This is a genomic window from Pseudaquabacterium rugosum (genome assembly GCF_038066575.1).
Lineage (GTDB): Bacteria > Pseudomonadota > Gammaproteobacteria > Burkholderiales > Burkholderiaceae_C > Pseudaquabacterium > Pseudaquabacterium rugosum.
This window is the reverse complement of sequence record NZ_JBBUTF010000011.1, coordinates 48,222-67,674: the sequence shown is the minus strand read 5'-3', so window position 1 is coordinate 67,674 and position 19,453 is coordinate 48,222. Positions and strand designations below refer to the sequence as shown.

Sequence of the window (19,453 nt, the reverse complement as noted above, 5' to 3'; positions counted from 1 at the left end):
CGCGAACGCCATGATCCCGATGACCGACCTCACTGACTTCAGCGACCTCACCGACACCCCCGAGAAGACCCACCCGGCCACGCCGCCGCGCACCGCGCTCGCCATCCGCCACCTCGCCTTCGAGGACCTCGGCCTGATCGCGCCCTGGCTCGAAGCCCGGGGTTGGCGCGTCCAGGTGCGGGACGCGGGCATCGATGCACTGGACCCGGCCGAGTGGGCGGCGGCCGATCTCCTCATCGTGCTGGGCGGGCCGATCGGCGCCCATGACGATGCGCTCCATCCCTTCCTGGCCGAGGAGGTGGCGCTGATCCGCCAGCGCCTGGCCAGTGGCCTGCCCGTGCTCGGCATCTGCCTGGGCGCCCAGTTGATGGCCCGCGCGCTGGGCGCGGCCGTGGCGCCGATGGCCGGCCCCGAGATCGGCTACGCCCCGCTGCAGCTCAGCCCCGAGGGGCAGGCCAGCCCGCTGGCGGCGCTGGCCGGCCAGCCGGTGCTGCACTGGCACGGCGACCGCTTCGACCTGCCGCCCGGACTGCGCAGCCTGGCCGCCACGCCGGCCTGCGACCACCAGGCCTTCATGGCCGGTGCGCACGCGATGGCCTGGCAGTTCCACCTGGAGGTCGATGCCGCGCGCATCGAGGCCTGGCTGATCGGCCACACCGGCGCGCTGCGCGCCGCCGGCATCGACATCCCGGCCTTGCGACAGGAGGCGGCGCGGCAGGCCGCGGGCCTGTCGCGCGCGCTGGCGGCGGTGCTGGACGACTGGTTCGGGCGGATCGGGCTGTGACGGGCCGGGCGGCGACAGGCCCCGTCATCGGGCGCGTGCGCGCCGTGCTGTGCGGCCGTGTGCAGCCGCTCGGCCACCGTCTGAGCGCGATCGACAAACGACCGGTCGACGGCCCGGTGGCTGTCGGCCCGCTGGGCCTGGACGGCGATGCGCAGGCCGACCGGCGCGTGCACGGCGGGCCCGACAAGGCCCTGCACGTCTACCCCTGGGCCCATCACGCGCACTGGCGGGCCGAGCTGCCGGGCCTGGCCCTGTGGGACGCCCCCGGCGCCTTCGGCGAGAACCTCAGTGTCGAGGGTCTGGACGAGCACGACTGCTGCATCGGCGATGTCTGGCGCATCGGCTCGGCCGTGCTGGACGTGCGCCAGGGCCGCCAGCCCTGCCACACGCTCAACCTGCGCTTCGGCGTGCCCGACATGGCCGTGCGCGTGCAGGACAGCCTGCGCGCCGGCTGGTACCTGGGCGTGCGCGAGCCGGGCCACCTGGCCGCCGGCGATGCCATCGAGCGGCTGGCGCGCCCCCATCCGGGCCACACGATCGCCGCGCTGCTGGCGCTGATCCGCGACCGCTGCACCGATCCCGCCGTGCTCGGCCCGGTGCTGGCGCTGCCCCTGCCCGAGCGCTGGCAGCGGCTGTTCGCGCAGCGGATGCACCGCGGGCAGGTGGAGGACTGGGGGGCGCGGATGGCGGGGGCGGGTTGAGCGCCGGGCCGTCGGCGGGTCTGTTCCCGGGTTGGCGCGGTCCACTGTATCGGTCATCGGACACATACAGTTCAGTCCATCCGTACTGGATTGATGCTGGCGCGGCGGGCCGACTTCGGCGACAAACGTGGCATGAGCCTGCAGCCGTCCGCCCCGTCGTCTTCGCCCGTTCCGTGCCCGGTGGCCCCGGGTCGTGCCGACCGTGCCGGGCCGGCCGACGGGCAGGTCCTCTCGTCCGCCCGGGAGCGCACCCGCGGCCTGCGCGACGGCCTGCTCGGCGTGCTGATCTTCAGCGCCTCGCTGCCGGCCACGCGGCTGGCGGTGGTCGATCTGCCGCCGCTGTTCCTGACCGGGGCGCGGGCGGTGCTGGCGGCGCTGCTGGCCGCGCTGGTGCTGGCCGGGGTGCGGGCGCCGCGGCCGGCGCGGGGTGATCTGCTGCCGCTGGCGGTGGTGGCGGCCGGTTGCGTGCTGGCCTTTCCGCTGTTGACGGCGCTGGCGCTGCGCGAGCTCAGCGCGGCGCGGGCCATGGTCTTCACCGGCCTGCTGCCGCTGGCCACCGCGGCCTGCGCCGTCTGGCGCGGCGGTGCGCGGCCGCGGCCGGTGTTCTGGCTGTGCGCGCTGGCGGGGGCGGCCTGTGTCGGGGCCTATGCACTCGCGCTGGATGCCTCGGCCAGCGGGGCGGGCGATGCGCTGATGGCCGCCGCCGTGCTGGCCTGCGGCGCCGGCTATGCCGAAGGCGCGCGCCTGACGCCCCGACTCGGCGGCTGGCAGGTGATCTGCTGGGCCCTGGTGCTGGCCGTGCCGGCGATGGCGCTGCTGACCTGGGCGACCTGGCCGGCGGATCTGTCGACCGTGCGGCCCTCGGCCTGGGCCGGTCTGGCCTATGTGTCGGTCTTCAGCATGCTGGTGGGCTTCGTGTTCTGGTACCGCGGGCTGGCACGCGGCGGGGTGGCCGCCGTCTCGCAGCTGCAGCTGCTGCAGCCCTTTCTCGGCCTGGGCCTGGCCGCCGTGCTGCTGGGCGAGCCGGTGCGCCCGGCCATGGTGGCCACGGCGTTGGCCGTCATCGCCTGTGTGGCGGCGGCGCGGCGCTGGGCGCGTTGAGCGGGACGCACCGGGGTGGCGCGGCCAGTGGCCGACGTCCGGACGGGCCGCCTCAGCCCGGCGGCCGCCGTGGCGCCTGTGGCAGCGGGTAGGCGTCCGCGACCCAGGCCGGTCCTTTCATCACCCGCACGATGAAGCAACCCAGGCCGACCGTCAGCACCACCGTCCAGTGCAGGCCGATCAGGCCCAGGATCAGGAAGTCCTGGCGCAGCTGGGTGGCGTCGAGGGCCGTGAGGGCGCGCCCGTCGCTGCCGAAGGGATCGGGCTCTGTCAGGTGCAGCATCCCGCCGAGCGCCATCGGCACGAGCGTGCCCCACAGCAGCACGGCCGGCAGGCGGCGCCAGATCACGTGTTCCAGGCCGGGTGGGCTGCGGCGATGCCCGGGCAGACGGCCGAAGGGATCGAAGGCCGCCATGACGGCCTACTTGATGAGCGGCCGCACGGTGGTGAAGCCGCCGTCGACAGCCAGCGCCTGGCCGGTCAGGCGGGCGCTGTCGTCGGCCAGCAGCCAGTCCATCGCGGCGGCCACGTCGTCGGCCTGCTGCACGCCGCCCAGCGGGTACTGGCGGCCGGCGCCCTCGCGCATGGCCGGCAACTTGAGCATGCTGGCGGTCATCGGCGTGTCGGTCATGCCCGGGGCCACGGCGTTGATGCGCAGGCCCTGGGCCGCATAGGTCGCTGCGGCCGACCGCACCAGGGCCTCGATGCCGCCCTTGGCGGCGGCGATCGCCTCGTGGTTGGCGACGCCGATGCGCGCCACCACCGAGCTGACGAAGACGGCCGCGCCCGGTGCACCCTCGCGCGCGGCGATCCAGGCCTGCAGCACCCACAGGCTGCTGTCCAGGTTGATGCGCAGCACCTCGCGCGCGGCCTCGGCCCGGGTGCGGTGCAGCGGGGCGATCAGCGTGCTGCCCACCGCGTGGGCCAGCCGGGCGGGGTTGTCGCCGAGCTGCTGGCGGCAGGCCTCGAGTGCAGCGGCCGCGCCTTCGGGCGTGGTGGTGTCGGCAGCGATGCGGGCCTCGCAGTCGAGATCGGCCAGCAGCGCGGCGTCACGGCCGACGGCGGCCACGCGCAGGCCGCGCGCGCGCAGCCGGGCCACCAGCGCGCGGCCGATGCCGCCGCGGGCGCCGGTGACCAGGGCGATGTCGTTCAGGGGCATGGGGATCTCCGGTGGATGGGCGTCAGCCTGGCGGCAGGAGCAGCTCTCCCGCCTGTTTCAGGCCGCGGGTGGCACGGCTCCACCATTGCGACCAGCTCTGGCACGGCGTGTCGACGGCCGGAAACAGCAGCGGCTCGGGCTGCAGCGCGGCCAGGCCCTGCAGCCAGGGCGTGACATGGGGATCGGCCACGGACCGCACCTCGGCGGCGCCGTGCAGCGCGCGGGCGAGGCCGGCGCGGTCGGTGAACCAGATCTCGTCCGTCACGCCCCGCATCGCCGCATGCACCCAGCGCCAGCGGCGCTCGCTCCACGGCCAGGCCAGCGTGTGCTCGCGCGGCCAGACGCCGATGATGAGGGGCGTCTCGTCCTGCGGGAGCGGTGCGGAGGCGGCGGTGTCGGGCGTGTCGGCCGTGACCACGGCCGCCGTGGTGCCTGGCATGCCGATCGCCGCATCGCTGGCGGAGGCCGAGCCGGCGCGTGTGCCGCGGCCCAGGCCGTCCGCATCCGGCGCCCGCAGCGCCCAGGGATGGACCAGCCAGACCCGGCGCCCGCGCAGGCGGGCAGCGGCCTCTGCCGGCACGTCGGCCAGCGCCAGGTCGGCAGGTGGTTGCGTCAGCAGCGGTGGCGGGCCGAGCGCAGCCGCGGCCGTGGTCGCGGACATCGCGCCAGCCATCATCGCCGCCGCCTCAGGCCCCCGACGCCAGCCCCGTCTCGCGCCGTCACCGCCCACCGGCGGCCCGTGCCGCGCGATCTGCTCCAGCGCCTCGTACGAGCGGTCGATCACGCTGCCCGGGCTGTGCCAGGCGGCCGGCGCGTGGCGCGCCACGTTGTCGGCATTGAACAGATAGGGCTTGTGGCTGCCGGTGCCGGCCACCCACTGCCAGCTCAGGTGGTTGCTGGCCAGGTCACCGTCCAGCAGATGGCCGAGCATCCAGTCGGCCCCGGCGCGCCAGTTCAGATGGCGCAGGTGGACGACGTAGCTGGCCAGCCACAGGCGGGCATGGTTGTGCAGCGTGCCGGTGGCGTACAGCGTGTGCACGGCCTGGTCGATGGCCGGCACGCCGGTGCGCCCGCACCGGATGTCGTCGGGCAGGGCGCGTGGGTCGTCCGTCTCGGCCTGCGGGCGCGGACCCGGATGCAGCGACTGCAGGATGCCGCTGCCGCGCTGCGCCCACACATGGCGGAACCACACGCGCCAGCCCAGCTCGCGCACCAGGGTGTGGCCGATGTCCAGCGGGCCCTGGCGCAGCGCGGCGGCCAGCACCTCGGGCAGGGTCAGCAGGCCGTGCGTCAGCCAGGGCGACAGGCCGGTGACGGCACCTTCCAGGTGGTTGCGGCTGCGTGCGTAGGCGGCCGGCCGCACGCGGGCGAGGGCGGCCAGCGCGGCGTCGCGGGTCGGCGCCACGGTCGTCTGCATGACGTCCATCCTCAGGCGACCGCACCGCTGCGCACGGCGGCGGCGCGTGCGCGCACGGCCTCGCGCTCGGCCGTGTCCAGCCGCGCCAGGTTCTTCACCTGCAGCGCCATGCGCGGGTTGCGCGCCAGGCGCGTCTCGTGCGTCATCAGGAAGTCCCAGTACAGCGTGGTGTAGGGGCAGGCCCGCTCGCCGGTGCGCTGCGCCGGATCGAAGCGGCAGCCCTGGCAGTGGTTGCTCATGCGGCGGATGTACTGGCCGGTGGCCGCATAGGGCTTGCTGGCCATCAGTCCGCCGTCGGCGTACTGGCTCATGCCCAGCGTGTTGGGCAGCTCCACCCATTCCACCGCGTCCACGTAGACCGACAGGTACCAGGCATGCACCTGCTGCGGCCGCACGCCGTACAGCAGCGCGTACAGGCCGGTCACCATCAGGCGCTGGATGTGGTGGGCATGGCCGTGGGTCAGCGTCTGCGTGATCGTCTCGCGCAGGCAGGCCATCGGGGTGTCGCCGGTCCAGAAGAAGGCGGGCAGATCGTGCGGGGCCTCCAGCGCGTTCAGCTCCGCATAACCGGGCATCTGCGTCCAGTAGATGCCCCGCACGTACTCGCGCCAGCCCAGAATCTGGCGCACGAAGCCCTCGACGCTGGACAGCGGCGCGTGGCCGGCGCGCCAGGCGGCCACGGCCGCGTCCACCACCTCGCGCGCGCCCAGCAGCTTCAGGTTCATCGCGGCCGACAGGTGGGCGTGCCACAGCCAGGGCTCGCCGCTCCACATCGCGTCCTGGTGGCGGCCGAAGTCGGGCAGGCGCTCGCGGATGAAGGTCTGGAGCGCCTGCAGCGCCTGCTCACGGCTCACCGGCCAGGCGAAGTCGTCGAGCCTGCCCGGGTGGTCGGCGTAGCGCGCGCGCACCAGTGCGATCACCTCGCGCGTGATCGCGTCCGGCGTGAAGCGGCTGCGTGGCGGCACCACGCCGGGGCCGTCGGCGCCGAAGGCCGCGCGGTTGTCGGCATCGAAGTTCCACTGGCCGCCCACGGGTTGGCGGGGCTGGCCGGGGGCGCCATCCTCCATCAGCACGTCATGGCGCTGGCGCATCTCGCGGTAGAAGTACTCCATGCGCAGCGCCTTGCGGCCGCGCGCATGGGCGGCGAAGTCGCGCACGGTGGCGTAGAAGTGGCGGTCGTCGCGCAACTCCAGCGGCAGGCCGGCGGCGCGGGCCGCTTCGCGCAGCGCCTGCAGCACGCGCCAGTCGCCGGGCGCGGTCATCACCAGGGCCTGCGGTTGCAGGCGCCTCAGGTCGGCCGTCAGCTGGGCGGCCAGGCTGCCGTGGTTGCCGGCCTCGTCCAGCCGGCTGTAGTGCAGCGGCCGGCCGGCGGCGCGCAGCGCTTCGGCGAAGTGGCGCATCGCCGACAGGAACAGCGCGATGCGCGCCTGGGCCGACCAGACGTGGGTCGATTCCTCGGCCACTTCGGCCATCCACACCGCGTCGCAGGCCGGATCGAAGCCGTCGAAGGCCGAGGCGTCGAGGTCGAGCTGGTCGCCGAGCACCAGCACCAGATGGCGCAGCGGGGGCCGGCGCGGCGGTCGGTCGTCTCGGTCCGGGGCTGATGCGGGCGCGGCGAGCCCGACGGGCGCATCCGGCGCGACCTGTGCAGCCTGTGCGGCCTGCGCGGTGGGTGCGCCGGGCGCGACAGGCTCAGACATGCCCACCCCGGCGCTGGCGGCAGGCATCCGAGCAGAACTTCACCTCATCCCAGCAGCGGGCCCAGCGCTTGCGCCAGGACATGGGCCGGCCGCAGGCCGCGCAGGGCTTGGCCGGCAGAGCGGTCTTGTTGCCGCGGAACGGGGCGGAAGGGCGGGACATGGACGCCGGGCCGGACCCTTGTCGGGCCTGACCCCAGGTGGAAACGCCCGCATCCTAGTCGTCAGCGCGTCAGGGTCGCGTCAAGACCGGCCATCGGCCGTCCTGACCGCGGAGATTGCGGGTCAAGACGGCGTCATCGACCGGCCGCCCTGCCTCAGCCCACCATGCGGCTCGGGTCCACCCAACGGTCGAACTCCTCGGCACTGACGTGGCCGAGCGCCAGCGCGGCCTCACGCAGGCTGCTGCCGTCGTGGTGGGCCTTCTTGGCGATCTGGGCGGCCTTGTCGTAGCCGATGTGCGGGTTGAGGGCCGTCACCAGCATCAGCGAGCGCTGCACCAGCTCGGCGATGCGCGCGCGGTCGGGCTCGATGCCCACGACGCAGTGGTCGTTGAAGCTGTTCATGCCGTCGGCCAGCAGGCGCACGCTCTGCAGCAGGTTGTGGATGACCATCGGCCGGAACACGTTGAGCTCGAAGTTGCCCGAGGCGCCGCCGATGTTGACCGCCACGTCGTTGCCCATCACCTGCGCGGCCAGCATGGTCAGGGCCTCGCTCTGCGTCGGGTTGACCTTGCCGGGCATGATGGACGAGCCGGGCTCGTTCTCCGGGATGCGGATCTCGCCCAGGCCGCTGCGCGGGCCGCTGGCCAGCCAGCGCACGTCGTTGGCGATCTTCATCAGGCTGGCGGCCAGGGTCTTGAGCGCGCCGTGGGCATGGACCAGCGCGTCGCAGCTGGCCAGCGCCTCGAACTTGTTCGGCGCGGTGACGAAGGGCAGGCCGGTGCGCTGCGCCAGCTCGGCGGCCACGGCCTCGGCATAGCCGCGCGGGGCGTTCAGGCCGGTGCCCACGGCGGTGCCGCCCAGCGCCAGCTCGCACAGATGGGGCAGCGCCGCGCGCAGGTGGCGCTCGCCGTGGGCCAGCTGGGCGGCCCAGCCGGAGATCTCCTGGCCGAGCGTCAGCGGCGTGGCGTCCTGCAGATGGGTGCGGCCGATCTTGACCAGATCGGCATGGGCCACCGCCTTGGCCTCCAGCGTGGCCCGCAGCCGGGCCAGGGCCGGCAGCAGGTGGCGGGTGATGGCCTCGGTGGCGGCCACGTGCATCGCCGTGGGGAAGACGTCGTTGCTGGACTGGCTGCGGTTGACGTCGTCGTTCGGGTGCACGGCGCGGCCTTCACCGCGCACGCCGCCCAGCAGCTCGCTGGCGCGGTTGGCCAGCACCTCGTTGACGTTCATGTTGGTCTGCGTGCCCGAGCCGGTCTGCCAGACCACCAGCGGGAACTCCTCCGCATGGCCGCCGGCCAGCACCTCGTCGGCCGCGGCGACGATGGCCTGCGCCCGCCGGGCCGGCAGCAGATCCAGGCCCTGGTTGACCACCGCCGCGGCGCGCTTGACCTGCACCAGGGCATGGATCAGGGCCAGCGGCTGACGCTCGGTGGAGATGGCGAAGTTCTGCAGCGAGCGCTGCGTCTGTGCGCCCCACAGGCGCTCGGCGGGGACCTCGATCGGGCCGAAGGTGTCGTGTTCCAGGCGGGTCGTCATGCGGCTTCAGGGGTGGTCGGTGGAGGGGGCGCCGGGGGCGGCTTCGTCGATCGGCAGCGTGGTGTGCAGGTCCAGGCGGGCCAGGCGGCTGCGCCAGTGCCGCAGCTCGGCATGGCGGTGCGGCTGCGATCCGGCATGCGCATCCAGCTCGGCCAGCGCGCGGCCGGCGTGGTCGGCGCAGGTCTCGCGCCAGTGCTGGGGCAGCAGCGGATCGGCGGCCGTGTCCATCAGCAGGCACAGCTCGCGGCGCGCCGTGCTCCAGCCGGGCAGCTGGCCACTGCACACCAGGCGATGGCCCAGGCACAGGTACTGGGCGATCAGTTGCGGATCATCCGGCGTCAGGGCGCAGCGGATGCGCACCGACAGCCACAGCCAGCGGGGCCGGCACGCGTGGGGAGAAGACATGAAACGCCTCGCTCACGATGAAGCTAATGCGAATCATTATCACTCATGATCTGATGACCGACGCCGGACGCGGCATCGTCCGGATCAAGCCCCCGAAGATCACCACCATTGCACCGACCGCCGCACTGACGCCCAGCCAGCCGCCGGCCTCCCAGCAGGCGCCGCCCAGCCAGCCGAACACGCTGGAGCCGATGTAGTAGGCCAGCAGGTACAGCGCGGTGGCGTGGCGGCGGTCGGTGCCGGCCTGGCGGCTGACGGTGGCGCTGGCCACCGCGTGCAGCGCGAAGAAGCCGGCCGTCAGCAGGCACAGGCCGACGACGAAGCCGGGCAGCCAGGCCGGCAGGGACACCAGCAGCCCGAGCGCGGTCAGCCCCAGGCCCGCCGTCAGCACCCGGCGCGGGCCGTGCCGGTCGGCCAGGCCGCCGGCCACCGATGACGCCGCCACGCCGCACAGATAGCAGCCGAAGATCAGCCCCGCCTGCGCCGGGCTGAGCGCGAAGGGCGCGCCCAGCAAGCGGAAGCCGGCGTAGTTGTAGGTGGTGACGAAGAGGCCCGCGGCCAGCGCGCCGCAGGCATACAGCCGCCGCAGCGCGGGCTCGCGCAGCAGACGGATGGCCGTGCGCAGGTGCAGCCGCAGATCCGGCGGCAGGGGCAGCGGGGCCGACGCGGGTCGCGGCAGGCGCCAGGCGATCAGGCCCACGCCCAGCAGGCCGATCAGGCTCACGCCCAGGATGGCCGCGCGCCAGCCCGCCGCCTCGACGACGAAGGCCACGCCGACCCGCCCGGCCATGCCGCCGAGCGCCGTGCCCGCCACGTACAGCCCCATCGAGCGACCCAGCCGCGCGGCCGGCACCAGCTCGGCCACATAGGCCATGGCCACCGCCGGCACCGCGCCCAGGCACAGGCCGGCCGCCGTGCGCGCCGCCAGCAGCGCCCCCCAGTGATCGACCCAGGCGACGGCCGCGTTGCACAGCGCTGCCAGCGCCAGCGCGGCCACCATCAGCCGCCGCCGGTCGACATGGGCGGCCACCACCACGCTGGCGGCGATTGCCACCGCCACGGCGCCGGTGGCCAGCGACAGCGCCAGCGCGCTGCGCGCGGCGCCGACGCCGAACTCGGCATCGAACAGCGGCAGCAGCGGCTGCACGCAGTACAGCAGCCAGAAGGTGACGAAGCCGAGCACGAACAGCGCGGCGTTGGCGCGGCGCAGGCGGGCGGCATCGTCGGCTGCGGCGGTGGCCGGCGGGGTGGACGGGGGCGGCGTGGCGGAGGTGGCGGTCGGTGACAGGGGCACGGTGGGGTGGGCGGTGCCCCGCGGCGCGCGGGTGGGCCGGCGTGTCGCGGGCCGCGGCAGTGACATCGGTGCGACCGATTCTTCCGGGCCGCGGGCCAGTCGTCCAATATATTGATCTGGCGTACGCCATACGATTGGCATATGTCGATCGAGCTGCGTCACCTGCGCTATTTCCTCGCCGTCGCGCGCGAGGGCAACGTCACCCGGGCCGCCGGCCGGCTGGGCATCAGCCAGCCGCCGCTGAGCCAGCAGCTCAAGGATCTGGAGCGGCAGGTGGGCACCGAGCTGCTGCTGCGCACGCCGCAGGGCGTGCGGCTGACGGCCGCCGGTGAGGTCTTCCGTGACGAGGCCGAGCGCATCGTCGGCGCCACCGAGGCGGCGTGTGCCGCCGCGCTGCGGGCGGCCCGCGGCGAGACGGGCGTGCTGCGCCTGGGCTACACCGCGTCGGCGGCCTTCAACCCGGTGGTGGCGGCCACCATCCGGCAGTTCCGCCGCCAGCAGCCGGCGGTGCAGTTGCAGCTGGAAGAGCTCAACACCGCGCGTCTGGTCGACCGGCTGCAGCAGGGCCTGCTGGACGCGGCCTTCGCACGGCCGGATGCCCAGGGCTTTCCGGGCCTGGACCTGCTGCGCCTGCCCGACGAACCCATGCGCATCACGCTGCCGGTGCAGCACCGGCTCGCGCAGCGCACCCCATCGGGCGGCGCACCGGGTGATGCCCCAGGTGGTGCCCCGGGCGAGGTGGCCGCCATCCCGCTGTCCGCGCTGGCGGGCGAGGACTTCGTCTTCTTCCCCCGGCCCGTGGGCCTGAGCCTGTACGACGCGGTGGTGCAGGCCTGCCGTGACGCGGGCTTCGAGCCGCGCATCGTGCAGGAGGCACCGCAGCTGGCCACGGTGGTCAATTTCGTGGCGGCCGAGCTGGGCGTGTCCATCGTGCCGGCCTCGATGGCCCAGATCGCGGTGGCGGGCGTGCGCCACGTGGCCATCGCCGGGCCCGCGCCGCGCGCCACGCTGGCGCTGGCCGGCCGCAGCGGCGATGCCTCTCCGCTGCTCGCTCACCTGCGTGCGGCGTGTGTGCAGTGGCTGGCGCAGCAGGCCGACGGCGGGGCTGCCGTGTCATGATGCTTGCAAATTCGAAAAACGAGTAAGCTGAATCGGAAATCAACGTTTTCCGCATCAATCGGGGCGCCGAACATGCGGCCAGCCGCGGGCGCGCTGCGCTGCGCGGTGCCCGTCCCCGCGTGTGTCTGCGTCTGTCTGCTTCTGCCGTGAACTTCCAGCAACTCCGATCCGTCCGTGAGGCCGTGCGCCAGGGTTTCAACCTGACGCAGACCGCCCAGGTGCTGCACACCAGCCAGCCCGGCGTCAGCCGCCAGATCCGCGAGCTGGAGGAGGAGCTGGGCATCGAGCTGTTCGTGCGGGCCGGCAAACGCCTGACCGGCCTGACCGGCCCGGGCCAGACCGTGCTGCCCATCGTCGAGCGCCTGCTGCAGGAAGGCGAGAACCTGCAGCGTGCGGGCGCCGACTTCGCGGCCGCCGGCCAGGGCACGCTGACGATCGCCGCCACCCACTCGCAGGCCCGCTATGCGCTGCCGGCCGTGGTGCGCGACTTCCGCCAGCAGCACCCGGGCGTGCAGTTCCAGCTGCACCAGGGCACGCCCCAGCAGGTGGCGCAGCTGCTGCTGACCGGCCAGGCCGACATCGGCATCGCCACCGAGGCGCTGGCCGAGTTCCCGGCGCTGCTGGCCCTGCCCTGCTACCGCTGGACCCACAGCGTGGTGGTGCCGCCCGGCCATCCGCTGGACGAGGACCGCGCGGCCGGCCGTGCGCTGTCGTTGCAGCGCCTGGCGGAGTTTCCGCTGATCACCTACGAGACCGGCTACACCGGCCGCGCCCACATCGACGAGGCCTTCCGCCACGCGGCACTGACGCCGCAGATCGTGCTGCAGGCCATGGACGCCGACGTGATCAAGACCTATGTCGAGCTGGGCATGGGCGTGGGCATCGTCGCGGCCATCGCCTTCGACGAGGAGCGCGACACCCACCTGCGCGCCATCGACGCCCGCCACCTGTTCGCGGCCAACATGACGCGGCTGGCCTTGCGCCGCGGCACCTGGCTGCGCCACTACGTCTACGACTTCGTCCAGACCTTCGCGCCGCCGCTGACGCGCGAGGTGGTGCAGCGCGCGCTGCAGGACGAGCCGGGCACCAGCGACGGGCTCTGAGCCGGGACGCCCGTGCCGCGGCGGGCCCGGGGCTTCCTCGGGCGCCGGCCCCGGCGGCCTGGCCCCGACAGGGGCTCAGGCCCGCATCGTCAGGCCCGTTCGACGGCGCCGAAGCGCGTGGCCTGCCGCGCCCGCAGCCAGGCCCGGCGGCCCGGGGCCAGCTGCAGCTGGTCGCGCAGGGCGTGCCAGCGCTCGCGCGGCAGCTCGACGTCGACGTGGCTGCCGTCGTCGCGGCGGAACTCCAGCCGCGTCAGCGGGCCGAGCGTCAGCACCTGGGCCAGCTCGGCCGGCCAGACGATGCCGTCGCGGGCCATCGTGGCCGCCTCGGCCTCGGCCCCTGCAGGTGCTGGGGCTGGGGCGGGTGGCGGCACGCCCAGCACGTCCAGTTCATGGGGCCTCACATAGTGCACATCCTCAGGCGATGAGCTGTCGCCCGGCGCATGGCCGCTGCGGCCGTGGAACAGGTTGACGTCACCCAGGAACTGCAGCACGAAGGGCGTGGCCGGCCGGTCGTAGACCTCGTCGGGGCTGCCCACCTGCTCGATGCGGCCGCGGTTCATCACCACGATGCGGTCGGAGACCTCCATCGCCTCCTCCTGGTCATGGGTGACGAAGACGGTGGTGACGTGCATGTCGTCGTGCAGGCGGCGCAGCCAGCGCCGCAGCTCCTTGCGCACCTGGGCGTCGAGCGCACCGAAGGGTTCGTCGAGCAGCAGCACGCGCGGCTCGACGGCCAGCGCGCGGGCCAGCGCGATGCGCTGGCGCTGGCCGCCCGAGAGCTGGTGCGGATAGCGGTCGGCGATCCAGTCCAGCTGCACCAGCTTGAGCAGCGCCGTCACCTTGGCGCGGATCTGTGCCTCGGGCGGACGTTCGCCGCGCGGGCGCACCCGCAGGCCGAAGGCCACGTTCTCGAAGATGCTCATCTGCGGGAACAGGGCGTAGTGCTGGAACACGAAGCCGACCTGACGCGCCCGCACATCATCCTGCGTGGTGTCCCGGCCATCGAACAGCACCTGGCCGGCATCGGCCTGCTCCAGCCCGGCGATGATGCGCAGCAGGCTGGTCTTGCCCGAACCCGAGGGGCCGAGCAGCGCGACCAGCTCGCCGCTGGGGATGTCCAGATCCAGCGCATCGCAGACGACGGTGCTGCCGAAGCGCTTGGACAGGTGGCGGATGGCGATCGACATGAGGGGTTCTCCAGGTCTATGGGGCGGCCAAGGTGGCCGCCAACGGGACAGAGGGGTCGGATCAGGCGTGGCGCGCGCCGTGGACGCGGCGCTCGACGATGTACTTCAGGGCCAGCGTCACCAGGGCCAGGCCGGCCAGCAGGCTGGCGACGGCGAAGGCCGCGGCGAACTGGTACTCGTTGTAGAGAATCTCGATGTGCAGCGGCAAGGTGTTGGTCTGGCCGCGGATGTGGCCACTGACCACGCTGACCGCACCGAACTCACCGAAGGCCCGCGCATTGCACAGGATCACGCCGTACAGCAGCGCCCAGCGGATGTTGGGCAGCGTCACGCGACGGAAGGTCTGCCAGCCGCTGGCGCCCAGCATGCGGGCCGCCTCCTCCTGGTCGGTGCCCTGGGCCTGCATCAGCGGGATCAGTTCGCGGGCGATGAAGGGCAGGGTCACGAAGGTGGTGGCCAGCACGATGCCGGGCACCGCGAAGATCACCTTCAGGTCGTGGTCGCGCAGCGCCTCGCCGAACCAGCCCTGCAGGCCGAAGACCAGCACGTAGATCAGGCCGGCGATCACCGGGCTGACCGAGAACGGCAGGTCGATCAGCGTCAGCAGCAGGCTCTTGCCGCGGAAGTCGAACTTGGCGATCAGCCAGGCCGCGGCCACGCCGAACACCAGATTCAAGGGCACGGCGATGAGCGCGGCCGTCAAGGTCAGCACGATGGCGGCCTGGGCGTCGGGCTCGGTCACGGCGGCCAGCCAGACCTCGACGCCCTTGGAGAAGGCCTGCTGGAAGACGAGGGCCAGCGGCAGGAACAGGAACAGCGCGAGAAAGCCGAGCGCCAGGCCGATCAGCAGCCGCCGCACCCAGACGGGTTCGGTGGTGACGGGGGCGGCACGCAGGGCGGGCCAGGGGGTGGGGGCCGGTGGCGATGCCGGCCTCGGTGCTGGCTGGGGTGCTGGATGGGGGGCGGCAGGCAGGGAGATGGCGGTCATGATGAGGGGTCTTCCGCGGCAATCCGGACACGGTCAGCGGCCTTGGCGGCGGCGCGTCCAGGCCTGCAGCGCATTGATGGCCAGCAGCAGGATGAAGGCCGCGACCAGCATGGCCACGGCGATCGCGGTGGCGCCGGCGTAGTCGTACTGCTCCAGCTTGGTGATGATCAGCAGCGGCGTGATCTCCGAGACCATCGGCATGTTGCCGGCGATGAAGATCACGCTGCCGTACTCGCCGAGTGCGCGGGCGAAGGCCAGCGCGAAACCCGTCAGCAGCGCCGGCGTGATCAGCGGCAGGATCACGCGGCGGAAGGTCTGCCAGCGGTCGGCACCGAGCGTGGCGGCCGCCTCCTCCAGCTCACGCGAGACGTCCTCGAGCACCGGCTGCAGCGTGCGCACCACGAAGGGCAGGCCGATGAACACCAGCGCCACGAACACCCCCAGCGGCGTGAACGCCACCTTGAACGGCAGCCACTGGCCCAGCCAGCCGTTCTGCGCGTAGAGCGCCGTCAGCGCGATGCCGGCCACCGCGGTGGGCAGCGCGAACGGCAGATCCACCAGGGCATCGACCAGACGCTTGAACGGGAAGTCATAGCGCACCAGCACCCAGGCCACCGCCAGCCCGAACACGGCATTGAGCAGCGCCGCCGCCAGCGAGGCGCCAAAGGTCAGCCGGTAGCTGGCCAGCACCCGGGGCGAGGCCACCGCCTCCCAGAAGGCCGGCCAGCTCATCGAGGCCGTCTTCAGGAAGGCGGCCGACAAGGGCACCAGCACGATCAGGCCCAGGTACAGCACGGTGATGCCCAGCGTCAGATCGAAACCCGGCAGCACGCTGTGGCGCTTGAGCAGCGCAGGACGCAGCGTCAGCATCATCGCCTCACTTGCGGGTGTAGATCTGGTCGAAGGTGCCGCCGTCGGCGAAGTGCGTCTTCTGCGCCTTCGCCCAGCCGCCGAAGGCCTGGTCGATGGTGAACAGCTCCACCTTCGGGAACTGGCGGGCGTACTTCGCCGCGGCGGACGCGTCGATCGGGCGGTAGTAGTTCTGGCCGGCCAGATCCTGGCCCGTGGGCGAGTACAGAAAGTCCAGATAGGCCTGGGCCACCGCACGCGTTCCGCGCTTGTCGACCACCTTGTCGACCACGGTCACCGGCGGCTCGGCCAGGATGGAGACGCTGGGCGCGACGATGTCGAACTTGTCCGGGCCCAGTTCCTTGAGCGCCAGCAGCGCCTCGTTCTCCCAGGCCAGCAGCACGTCGCCGACGCCGCGTTCGACGAAGGTGGTGGTGGCGCCGCGTGCGCCGCTGTCGAGCACCGGCACGTTGGCCAGCAGCCGGGCCACGTACTGCTGCGCCTGGGCCTGCGAGCCGTACTTCTTCTGCGCCCAGCCCCAGGCCGCCAGGTAGTTCCAGCGGGCACCGCCCGAGGTCTTGGGGTTGGGCGTGATCACGCCGATGCCCGGCTTGACCAGGTCGTCCCAGTCCTGGATGCCCTTCGGATTGCCCTTGCGCACCAGGAAGACGATGGTGCTGGTGTAGGGGCTGCTGTTGTGCTTGAGGCGCTTCTGCCAGTCGGCCGGGATCAGCCGGGCCTTGTCCGACAGCTCGTCGATGTCGTAGGCCAGGGCCAGCGTCACCACATCGGCCTCCAGGCCGTCGATGACCGAACGGGCCTGCTTGCCCGAGCCGCCGTGGCTCTGGCGGATGGTGACGGTGTCCCCTGTGCGGGCCTTCCACTGCGCAGCGAAGGCCTTGTTGACGTCGGCGTAGAACTCGCGCGTCGGGTCGTAGCTGACGTTCAGCAGCGTGATGTCCTTGGCGAGTGCGGGCAGCGGGGCCAGCGTGGCCGACAGGGTGGTGGCGGCCAGGGCAGCGGCCAGCAGCAGACGACGGGGGAGGGCGGGGCGGTTCATCTCGGACATCCGGTTCATCGGGGGGATGACAGGATGCTAGGAACGGCGCCTCAGTCGACCAACGAAGACGAACGCGTCAGCTCATGCGGAAAACGAGGAAGGGGTGGTGGGCGTCACGCCGTGACTTCTTCCCTGCGGGGTGAGGGGCCTGTCCGTGCCGATGCTGCTGACCGCCGGGCCAAGCCCATGCCATGACCCGGCGGTCAGTCGGCGATCAGTCGGCCTGTGCGGCCTCCCCCTCCCCCTTGCTCTCCCCTTCCGCCTGCCGCTCAGGCTCGGTGGTGCGCAGGATCTCGTCGAGCACCGCGGTGGCGTAATTCCCGGCCGGCAGACTGAAGCTCAGCACCAGCTGGTCGGGCTGCGGCCATTCCCAGTGCAGCTCGGCCGGACGCGCGACCAGCGCGCGGCGGTCCTGGTCGAGGCCGGCGTGTTCCATGCCGTCGCACAGCGTGGCGTGGCGCTCGGCCACGCCGTTCTCCAGCGCCTGGGCCTGGTCGCTGGTGCTCACGCGGCCGCGGCCCCACAGCGGGCCGGTGGGCAGGCCGGCCTCGTCCAGCACGTCGCCGGGAACGGTCTGGCCCCACAGCCCTTGCCCGATGCGCAGCGCCAGCACCTCGTTGAAGACGAAGGAGCGCACCGCCGACAGGTAGATGCCCTTGTTCTTCGGGTTGCGCACGCGCTTCTCGCGCGCCAGCATGGCCCGGCCCTGCTCGACGTTGCCGCCGTCATGGCCGAAGCGCTGGGCGCCGAAGTAGTTGGGTACGCCGTGCGTGGCCACGGCCTGCAGGTTGGCCTCGATCGCGGCGCGGTCGCCGGTCACGTCGCGCAGCACGATGCGGAAGCGGTTGCCCTGCAGATCGCCGGGGCGCAGCTTCTTCACGTGGCGGCTCTGCGCCAGCACCTTGAACTCAGGGTGCTGCAGGGCCATCAGGTCGGGCGTTTCGCCCTGGCCCTTGGGGATCGGCAGGTAGATGCTGAACCACTGGCGCGTGATCGCATGGCGGTCCTTCAGGCCGGCGTAGCCGACATCGCGCACCGTGACGCCCGCGGCCTCGGCCAGCTGCTGGGCCACGTAGGCGGTGTTGGCGCCGTTCTTCTCGACGTCCAGCCAGACGTGCTCACCTTCACCGGAGGGGAGCTGCAGCGGCAGCTCGGTCACGAGGAAGTCCTCGTTGCAGGCCTTCAGCGTGGCGCTGGCGCCGCTGACCGGATAGGCCGGGGGCCACGAAGGCAGGGTGGTGTAGGAGGGGGTGTCGGTCATGGCGGCGGGCGGTCGCCGCGGGCTGCGGGGGGCGGCTGCGGCGGATCGGGCAAGGGCGGATCGGGCCGCGATTCTCGCCGGATCCGCTGTGCTACCGGTGGCCGCTGCCGCAGCGGCGGACACCCCCCACCGGCCATGACACCTGCCGCGTCATTTCTTGCCCTGGTCGTAGTGCCACTTGATGGCGAAGAACATCCCGATGCCGAAGACCAGCAGTTTGAAGGTGACGAGGAAGACGGGGATCCATTCCATGGCGGGGTTCCTGGAGGCGCAGCCTACTGCCTGTTCGGAGCGGGCCGATGGCCTTGCAGGCACTTTCGGTGCGGTGGGGGGGGATGCGGCACTGTGCCCGGACGTGGCTCGACCGTCCAGATCCAGTTCTGCGAAAAGGAACCGGAGCAGATGTGTTTCCACGACCTGCGATCATGTTCGTGATGACATGGAGGACATCGAGCCAGCCCGGTACGGATGCGTTTGGATAGCCGAGATCGAGGCCATAAAGGCCGTGGACCGATCATCGACGCCACAGCATCTGGCGAGAGGAGCTTGCGTTGGACGCTTGCAGCTCAGTCCATCCTCGATTGCCGTACGGTGCGAAGTCTGTACCCCACCGGCAGCAACTGCAGCCCCGACCGGCACTCGATGGTTCCCCAGACGCCCTTGGGCAGCAGCAGGGCAAACAGCACGGCCACCAGTCCCAGGCCGATCAGGTAGGTGACACCGGCCGCCCCGAATGCGGTCTCCACGGCGAAGAAGAGAATCGCGCCGATGATCGGGCCCTCATAGGTGCCAATGCCGCCGACCAGCACCATGAACAGCATGTAGGCGGTCCACTGCACACTGAAGTAGGTCTTGGGCTGGAAGGTGACCGCAGTGGCCAGCCACAGCGCCCCTGCCAATGCGCAACCGAAGGCGGACAACACGAAGATCAGGCGCTTGGTTGGCAGCACCTGGATGCCAACCGAGGCCGCTGCTTCCTGGCTGTCGCGGATCGCTTGCAGTGCGCTGCCGACCTTGCTTCGCAAGAGCCCGAACACACACCACGCCAGACCTGCCATTGCAGCCAGTGCGAACCAGTAGGTGGCGAGTCGCCGGGTTTCCGTGGGCACCTGCTGCATCGAGATCAACGACGTGCCAGTTTCTCCCTGCACCAGGCCATCCAGGTTGACCAGCAGGTGACAGAGGGCCGCCACCACCCACATGCCAATGGCGAATTCGCCACCCTTGAGTCTCAGCATGAACGAGGACAGAGGGATGGCCGCTGCTGCCACGACGACGGCCGCGACGAAAAGTGCAAGGTATGGCGGCATGCCCGCGTCGGCAATGCGCACGGCAGCATAGGCGCCCAGGCCGAAGAAGGCCTGGTGCCCCACCGACACCAAGCCGGCGTATCCGGCCAGTGCGTTCCACATCAAGGCCAGGATGCCGTAGATGTAGAGCGTGGTGAGCCTGTCGATGGCGCCAGCGTCCAGAACCAGAGGCGCCAGGGCGAGCAGCACCTGCCCGGCCACCACGGCACTGACGGAAAACTTGGACAGCCAGGTCCAGCGCTCGACAGCAAAGGCCACAGGTGCCGGCTCTGCGCTCGTGGACGAGACGGTCGATGAGTAAGAAGTGGTCTTCATGGG

19 protein-coding genes are annotated in these 19,453 nt (G+C 72.2%); 5 read left to right on the top strand and 14 right to left on the bottom strand.

Annotation, left to right across the window (positions count from 1 at the left end; genetic code table 11):
• Nucleotides 1–19 precede the first annotated feature (19 nt).
• The 3 genes from AACH11_RS12980 (at nt 20) to AACH11_RS12970 (ending at nt 2,586) form a co-directional block, all read left to right on the top strand.
• Nucleotides 20–784, top strand: a complete 765-nt coding sequence (locus AACH11_RS12980; RefSeq protein ID WP_341374661.1) for a glutamine amidotransferase — start codon at nt 20–22, stop codon at nt 782–784.
• 35 nt (nt 785–819) lie between these two features.
• A complete protein-coding gene (locus AACH11_RS12975; RefSeq protein WP_341374660.1) occupies nt 820–1,485 on the top strand; it encodes an MOSC domain-containing protein in 666 nt (221 codons plus the stop codon).
• A gap of 132 nt (nt 1,486–1,617) precedes the next feature.
• The gene (locus AACH11_RS12970; protein WP_341374659.1) at nt 1,618–2,586 is read left to right on the top strand and encodes a DMT family transporter; all 969 of its coding nucleotides are present in this window, start codon (nt 1,618–1,620) and stop codon (nt 2,584–2,586) included.
• 52 nt (nt 2,587–2,638) lie between these two features.
• On the opposite strand, the gene AACH11_RS12965 is transcribed toward AACH11_RS12970, so the two are convergent.
• The 8 genes from AACH11_RS12965 to AACH11_RS12930 all read right to left on the bottom strand — a co-directional run bounded on the left by AACH11_RS12965 (nt 2,639) and on the right by AACH11_RS12930 (nt 10,258).
• Complete coding sequence (locus AACH11_RS12965) at nt 2,639–3,001, bottom strand: hypothetical protein (protein WP_341374658.1); 363 nt, start codon at nt 2,999–3,001, stop codon at nt 2,639–2,641.
• Nucleotides 3,002–3,007: 6 nt separating this feature from the next.
• A complete protein-coding gene (locus AACH11_RS12960; protein WP_341374657.1) occupies nt 3,008–3,745 on the bottom strand; it encodes an SDR family NAD(P)-dependent oxidoreductase in 738 nt (245 codons plus the stop codon).
• A gap of 22 nt (nt 3,746–3,767) precedes the next feature.
• Entirely contained in the window at nt 3,768–5,162 is a 1,395-nt protein-coding gene (locus tag AACH11_RS12955; protein WP_341374656.1) for an FAD-binding domain-containing protein, read from the bottom strand.
• A gap of 11 nt (nt 5,163–5,173) precedes the next feature.
• The gene (locus AACH11_RS12950) at nt 5,174–6,862 is read right to left on the bottom strand and encodes a cryptochrome/photolyase family protein (protein WP_341374655.1); all 1,689 of its coding nucleotides are present in this window, start codon (nt 6,860–6,862) and stop codon (nt 5,174–5,176) included.
• The gene (locus AACH11_RS12945; RefSeq protein ID WP_341374654.1) at nt 6,855–7,022 is read right to left on the bottom strand and encodes a DUF2256 domain-containing protein; all 168 of its coding nucleotides are present in this window, start codon (nt 7,020–7,022) and stop codon (nt 6,855–6,857) included. Before AACH11_RS12945 ends, AACH11_RS12950 begins: the two co-directional genes overlap by 8 nt.
• Nucleotides 7,023–7,176: 154 nt before the next feature.
• Nucleotides 7,177–8,559, bottom strand: a complete 1,383-nt coding sequence (gene fumC / locus AACH11_RS12940; protein ID WP_341374653.1) for a class II fumarate hydratase — start codon at nt 8,557–8,559, stop codon at nt 7,177–7,179.
• Nucleotides 8,560–8,565: 6 nt separating this feature from the next.
• Entirely contained in the window at nt 8,566–8,964 is a 399-nt protein-coding gene (locus AACH11_RS12935; protein ID WP_341374652.1) for a hypothetical protein, read from the bottom strand.
• Nucleotides 8,965–9,007: 43 nt separating this feature from the next.
• On the bottom strand, nt 9,008–10,258 hold the full coding sequence (locus AACH11_RS12930) for an MFS transporter (protein ID WP_341374651.1): 1,251 nt from the start codon (nt 10,256–10,258) through the stop codon (nt 9,008–9,010).
• Between the two features lie 141 nt (nt 10,259–10,399).
• On the opposite strand from AACH11_RS12930, the gene AACH11_RS12925 reads away from it, so the two are divergent.
• Both AACH11_RS12925 and AACH11_RS12920 read left to right on the top strand, forming a co-directional pair.
• Entirely contained in the window at nt 10,400–11,377 is a 978-nt protein-coding gene (locus tag AACH11_RS12925) for a LysR substrate-binding domain-containing protein (RefSeq protein WP_423228738.1), read from the top strand.
• A gap of 146 nt (nt 11,378–11,523) precedes the next feature.
• Nucleotides 11,524–12,480 (top strand): CysB family HTH-type transcriptional regulator, encoded by a 957-nt coding sequence (locus tag AACH11_RS12920; protein WP_341374650.1) that lies wholly within the window; start codon nt 11,524–11,526, stop codon nt 12,478–12,480.
• A gap of 89 nt (nt 12,481–12,569) precedes the next feature.
• Here AACH11_RS12920 and AACH11_RS12915 read toward each other — a convergent pair whose 3' ends face one another.
• From AACH11_RS12915 to AACH11_RS12890, 6 genes are all read right to left on the bottom strand, one after another.
• On the bottom strand, nt 12,570–13,667 hold the full coding sequence (locus AACH11_RS12915) for a sulfate/molybdate ABC transporter ATP-binding protein (protein WP_341374649.1): 1,098 nt from the start codon (nt 13,665–13,667) through the stop codon (nt 12,570–12,572).
• A 61-nt stretch (nt 13,668–13,728) separates the two neighbouring features.
• Nucleotides 13,729–14,655, bottom strand: coding sequence for a sulfate ABC transporter permease subunit CysW (cysW, locus tag AACH11_RS12910; RefSeq protein ID WP_341374648.1), 927 nt, complete (start codon nt 14,653–14,655; stop codon nt 13,729–13,731).
• Nucleotides 14,656–14,688: 33 nt separating this feature from the next.
• A complete protein-coding gene (gene cysT, locus AACH11_RS12905) occupies nt 14,689–15,528 on the bottom strand; it encodes a sulfate ABC transporter permease subunit CysT (protein ID WP_341374647.1) in 840 nt (279 codons plus the stop codon).
• 4 nt (nt 15,529–15,532) lie between these two features.
• Nucleotides 15,533–16,564, bottom strand: coding sequence for a sulfate ABC transporter substrate-binding protein (locus tag AACH11_RS12900; RefSeq protein ID WP_341374646.1), 1,032 nt, complete (start codon nt 16,562–16,564; stop codon nt 15,533–15,535).
• A 214-nt stretch (nt 16,565–16,778) separates the two neighbouring features.
• Complete coding sequence (truD, locus tag AACH11_RS12895) at nt 16,779–17,825, bottom strand: tRNA pseudouridine(13) synthase TruD (protein ID WP_341374645.1); 1,047 nt, start codon at nt 17,823–17,825, stop codon at nt 16,779–16,781.
• A gap of 566 nt (nt 17,826–18,391) precedes the next feature.
• Nucleotides 18,392–19,450, bottom strand: a complete 1,059-nt coding sequence (locus tag AACH11_RS12890; RefSeq protein WP_341374644.1) for a branched-chain amino acid ABC transporter permease — start codon at nt 19,448–19,450, stop codon at nt 18,392–18,394.
• Between the last annotated feature and the right edge of the window lie 3 nt (nt 19,451–19,453).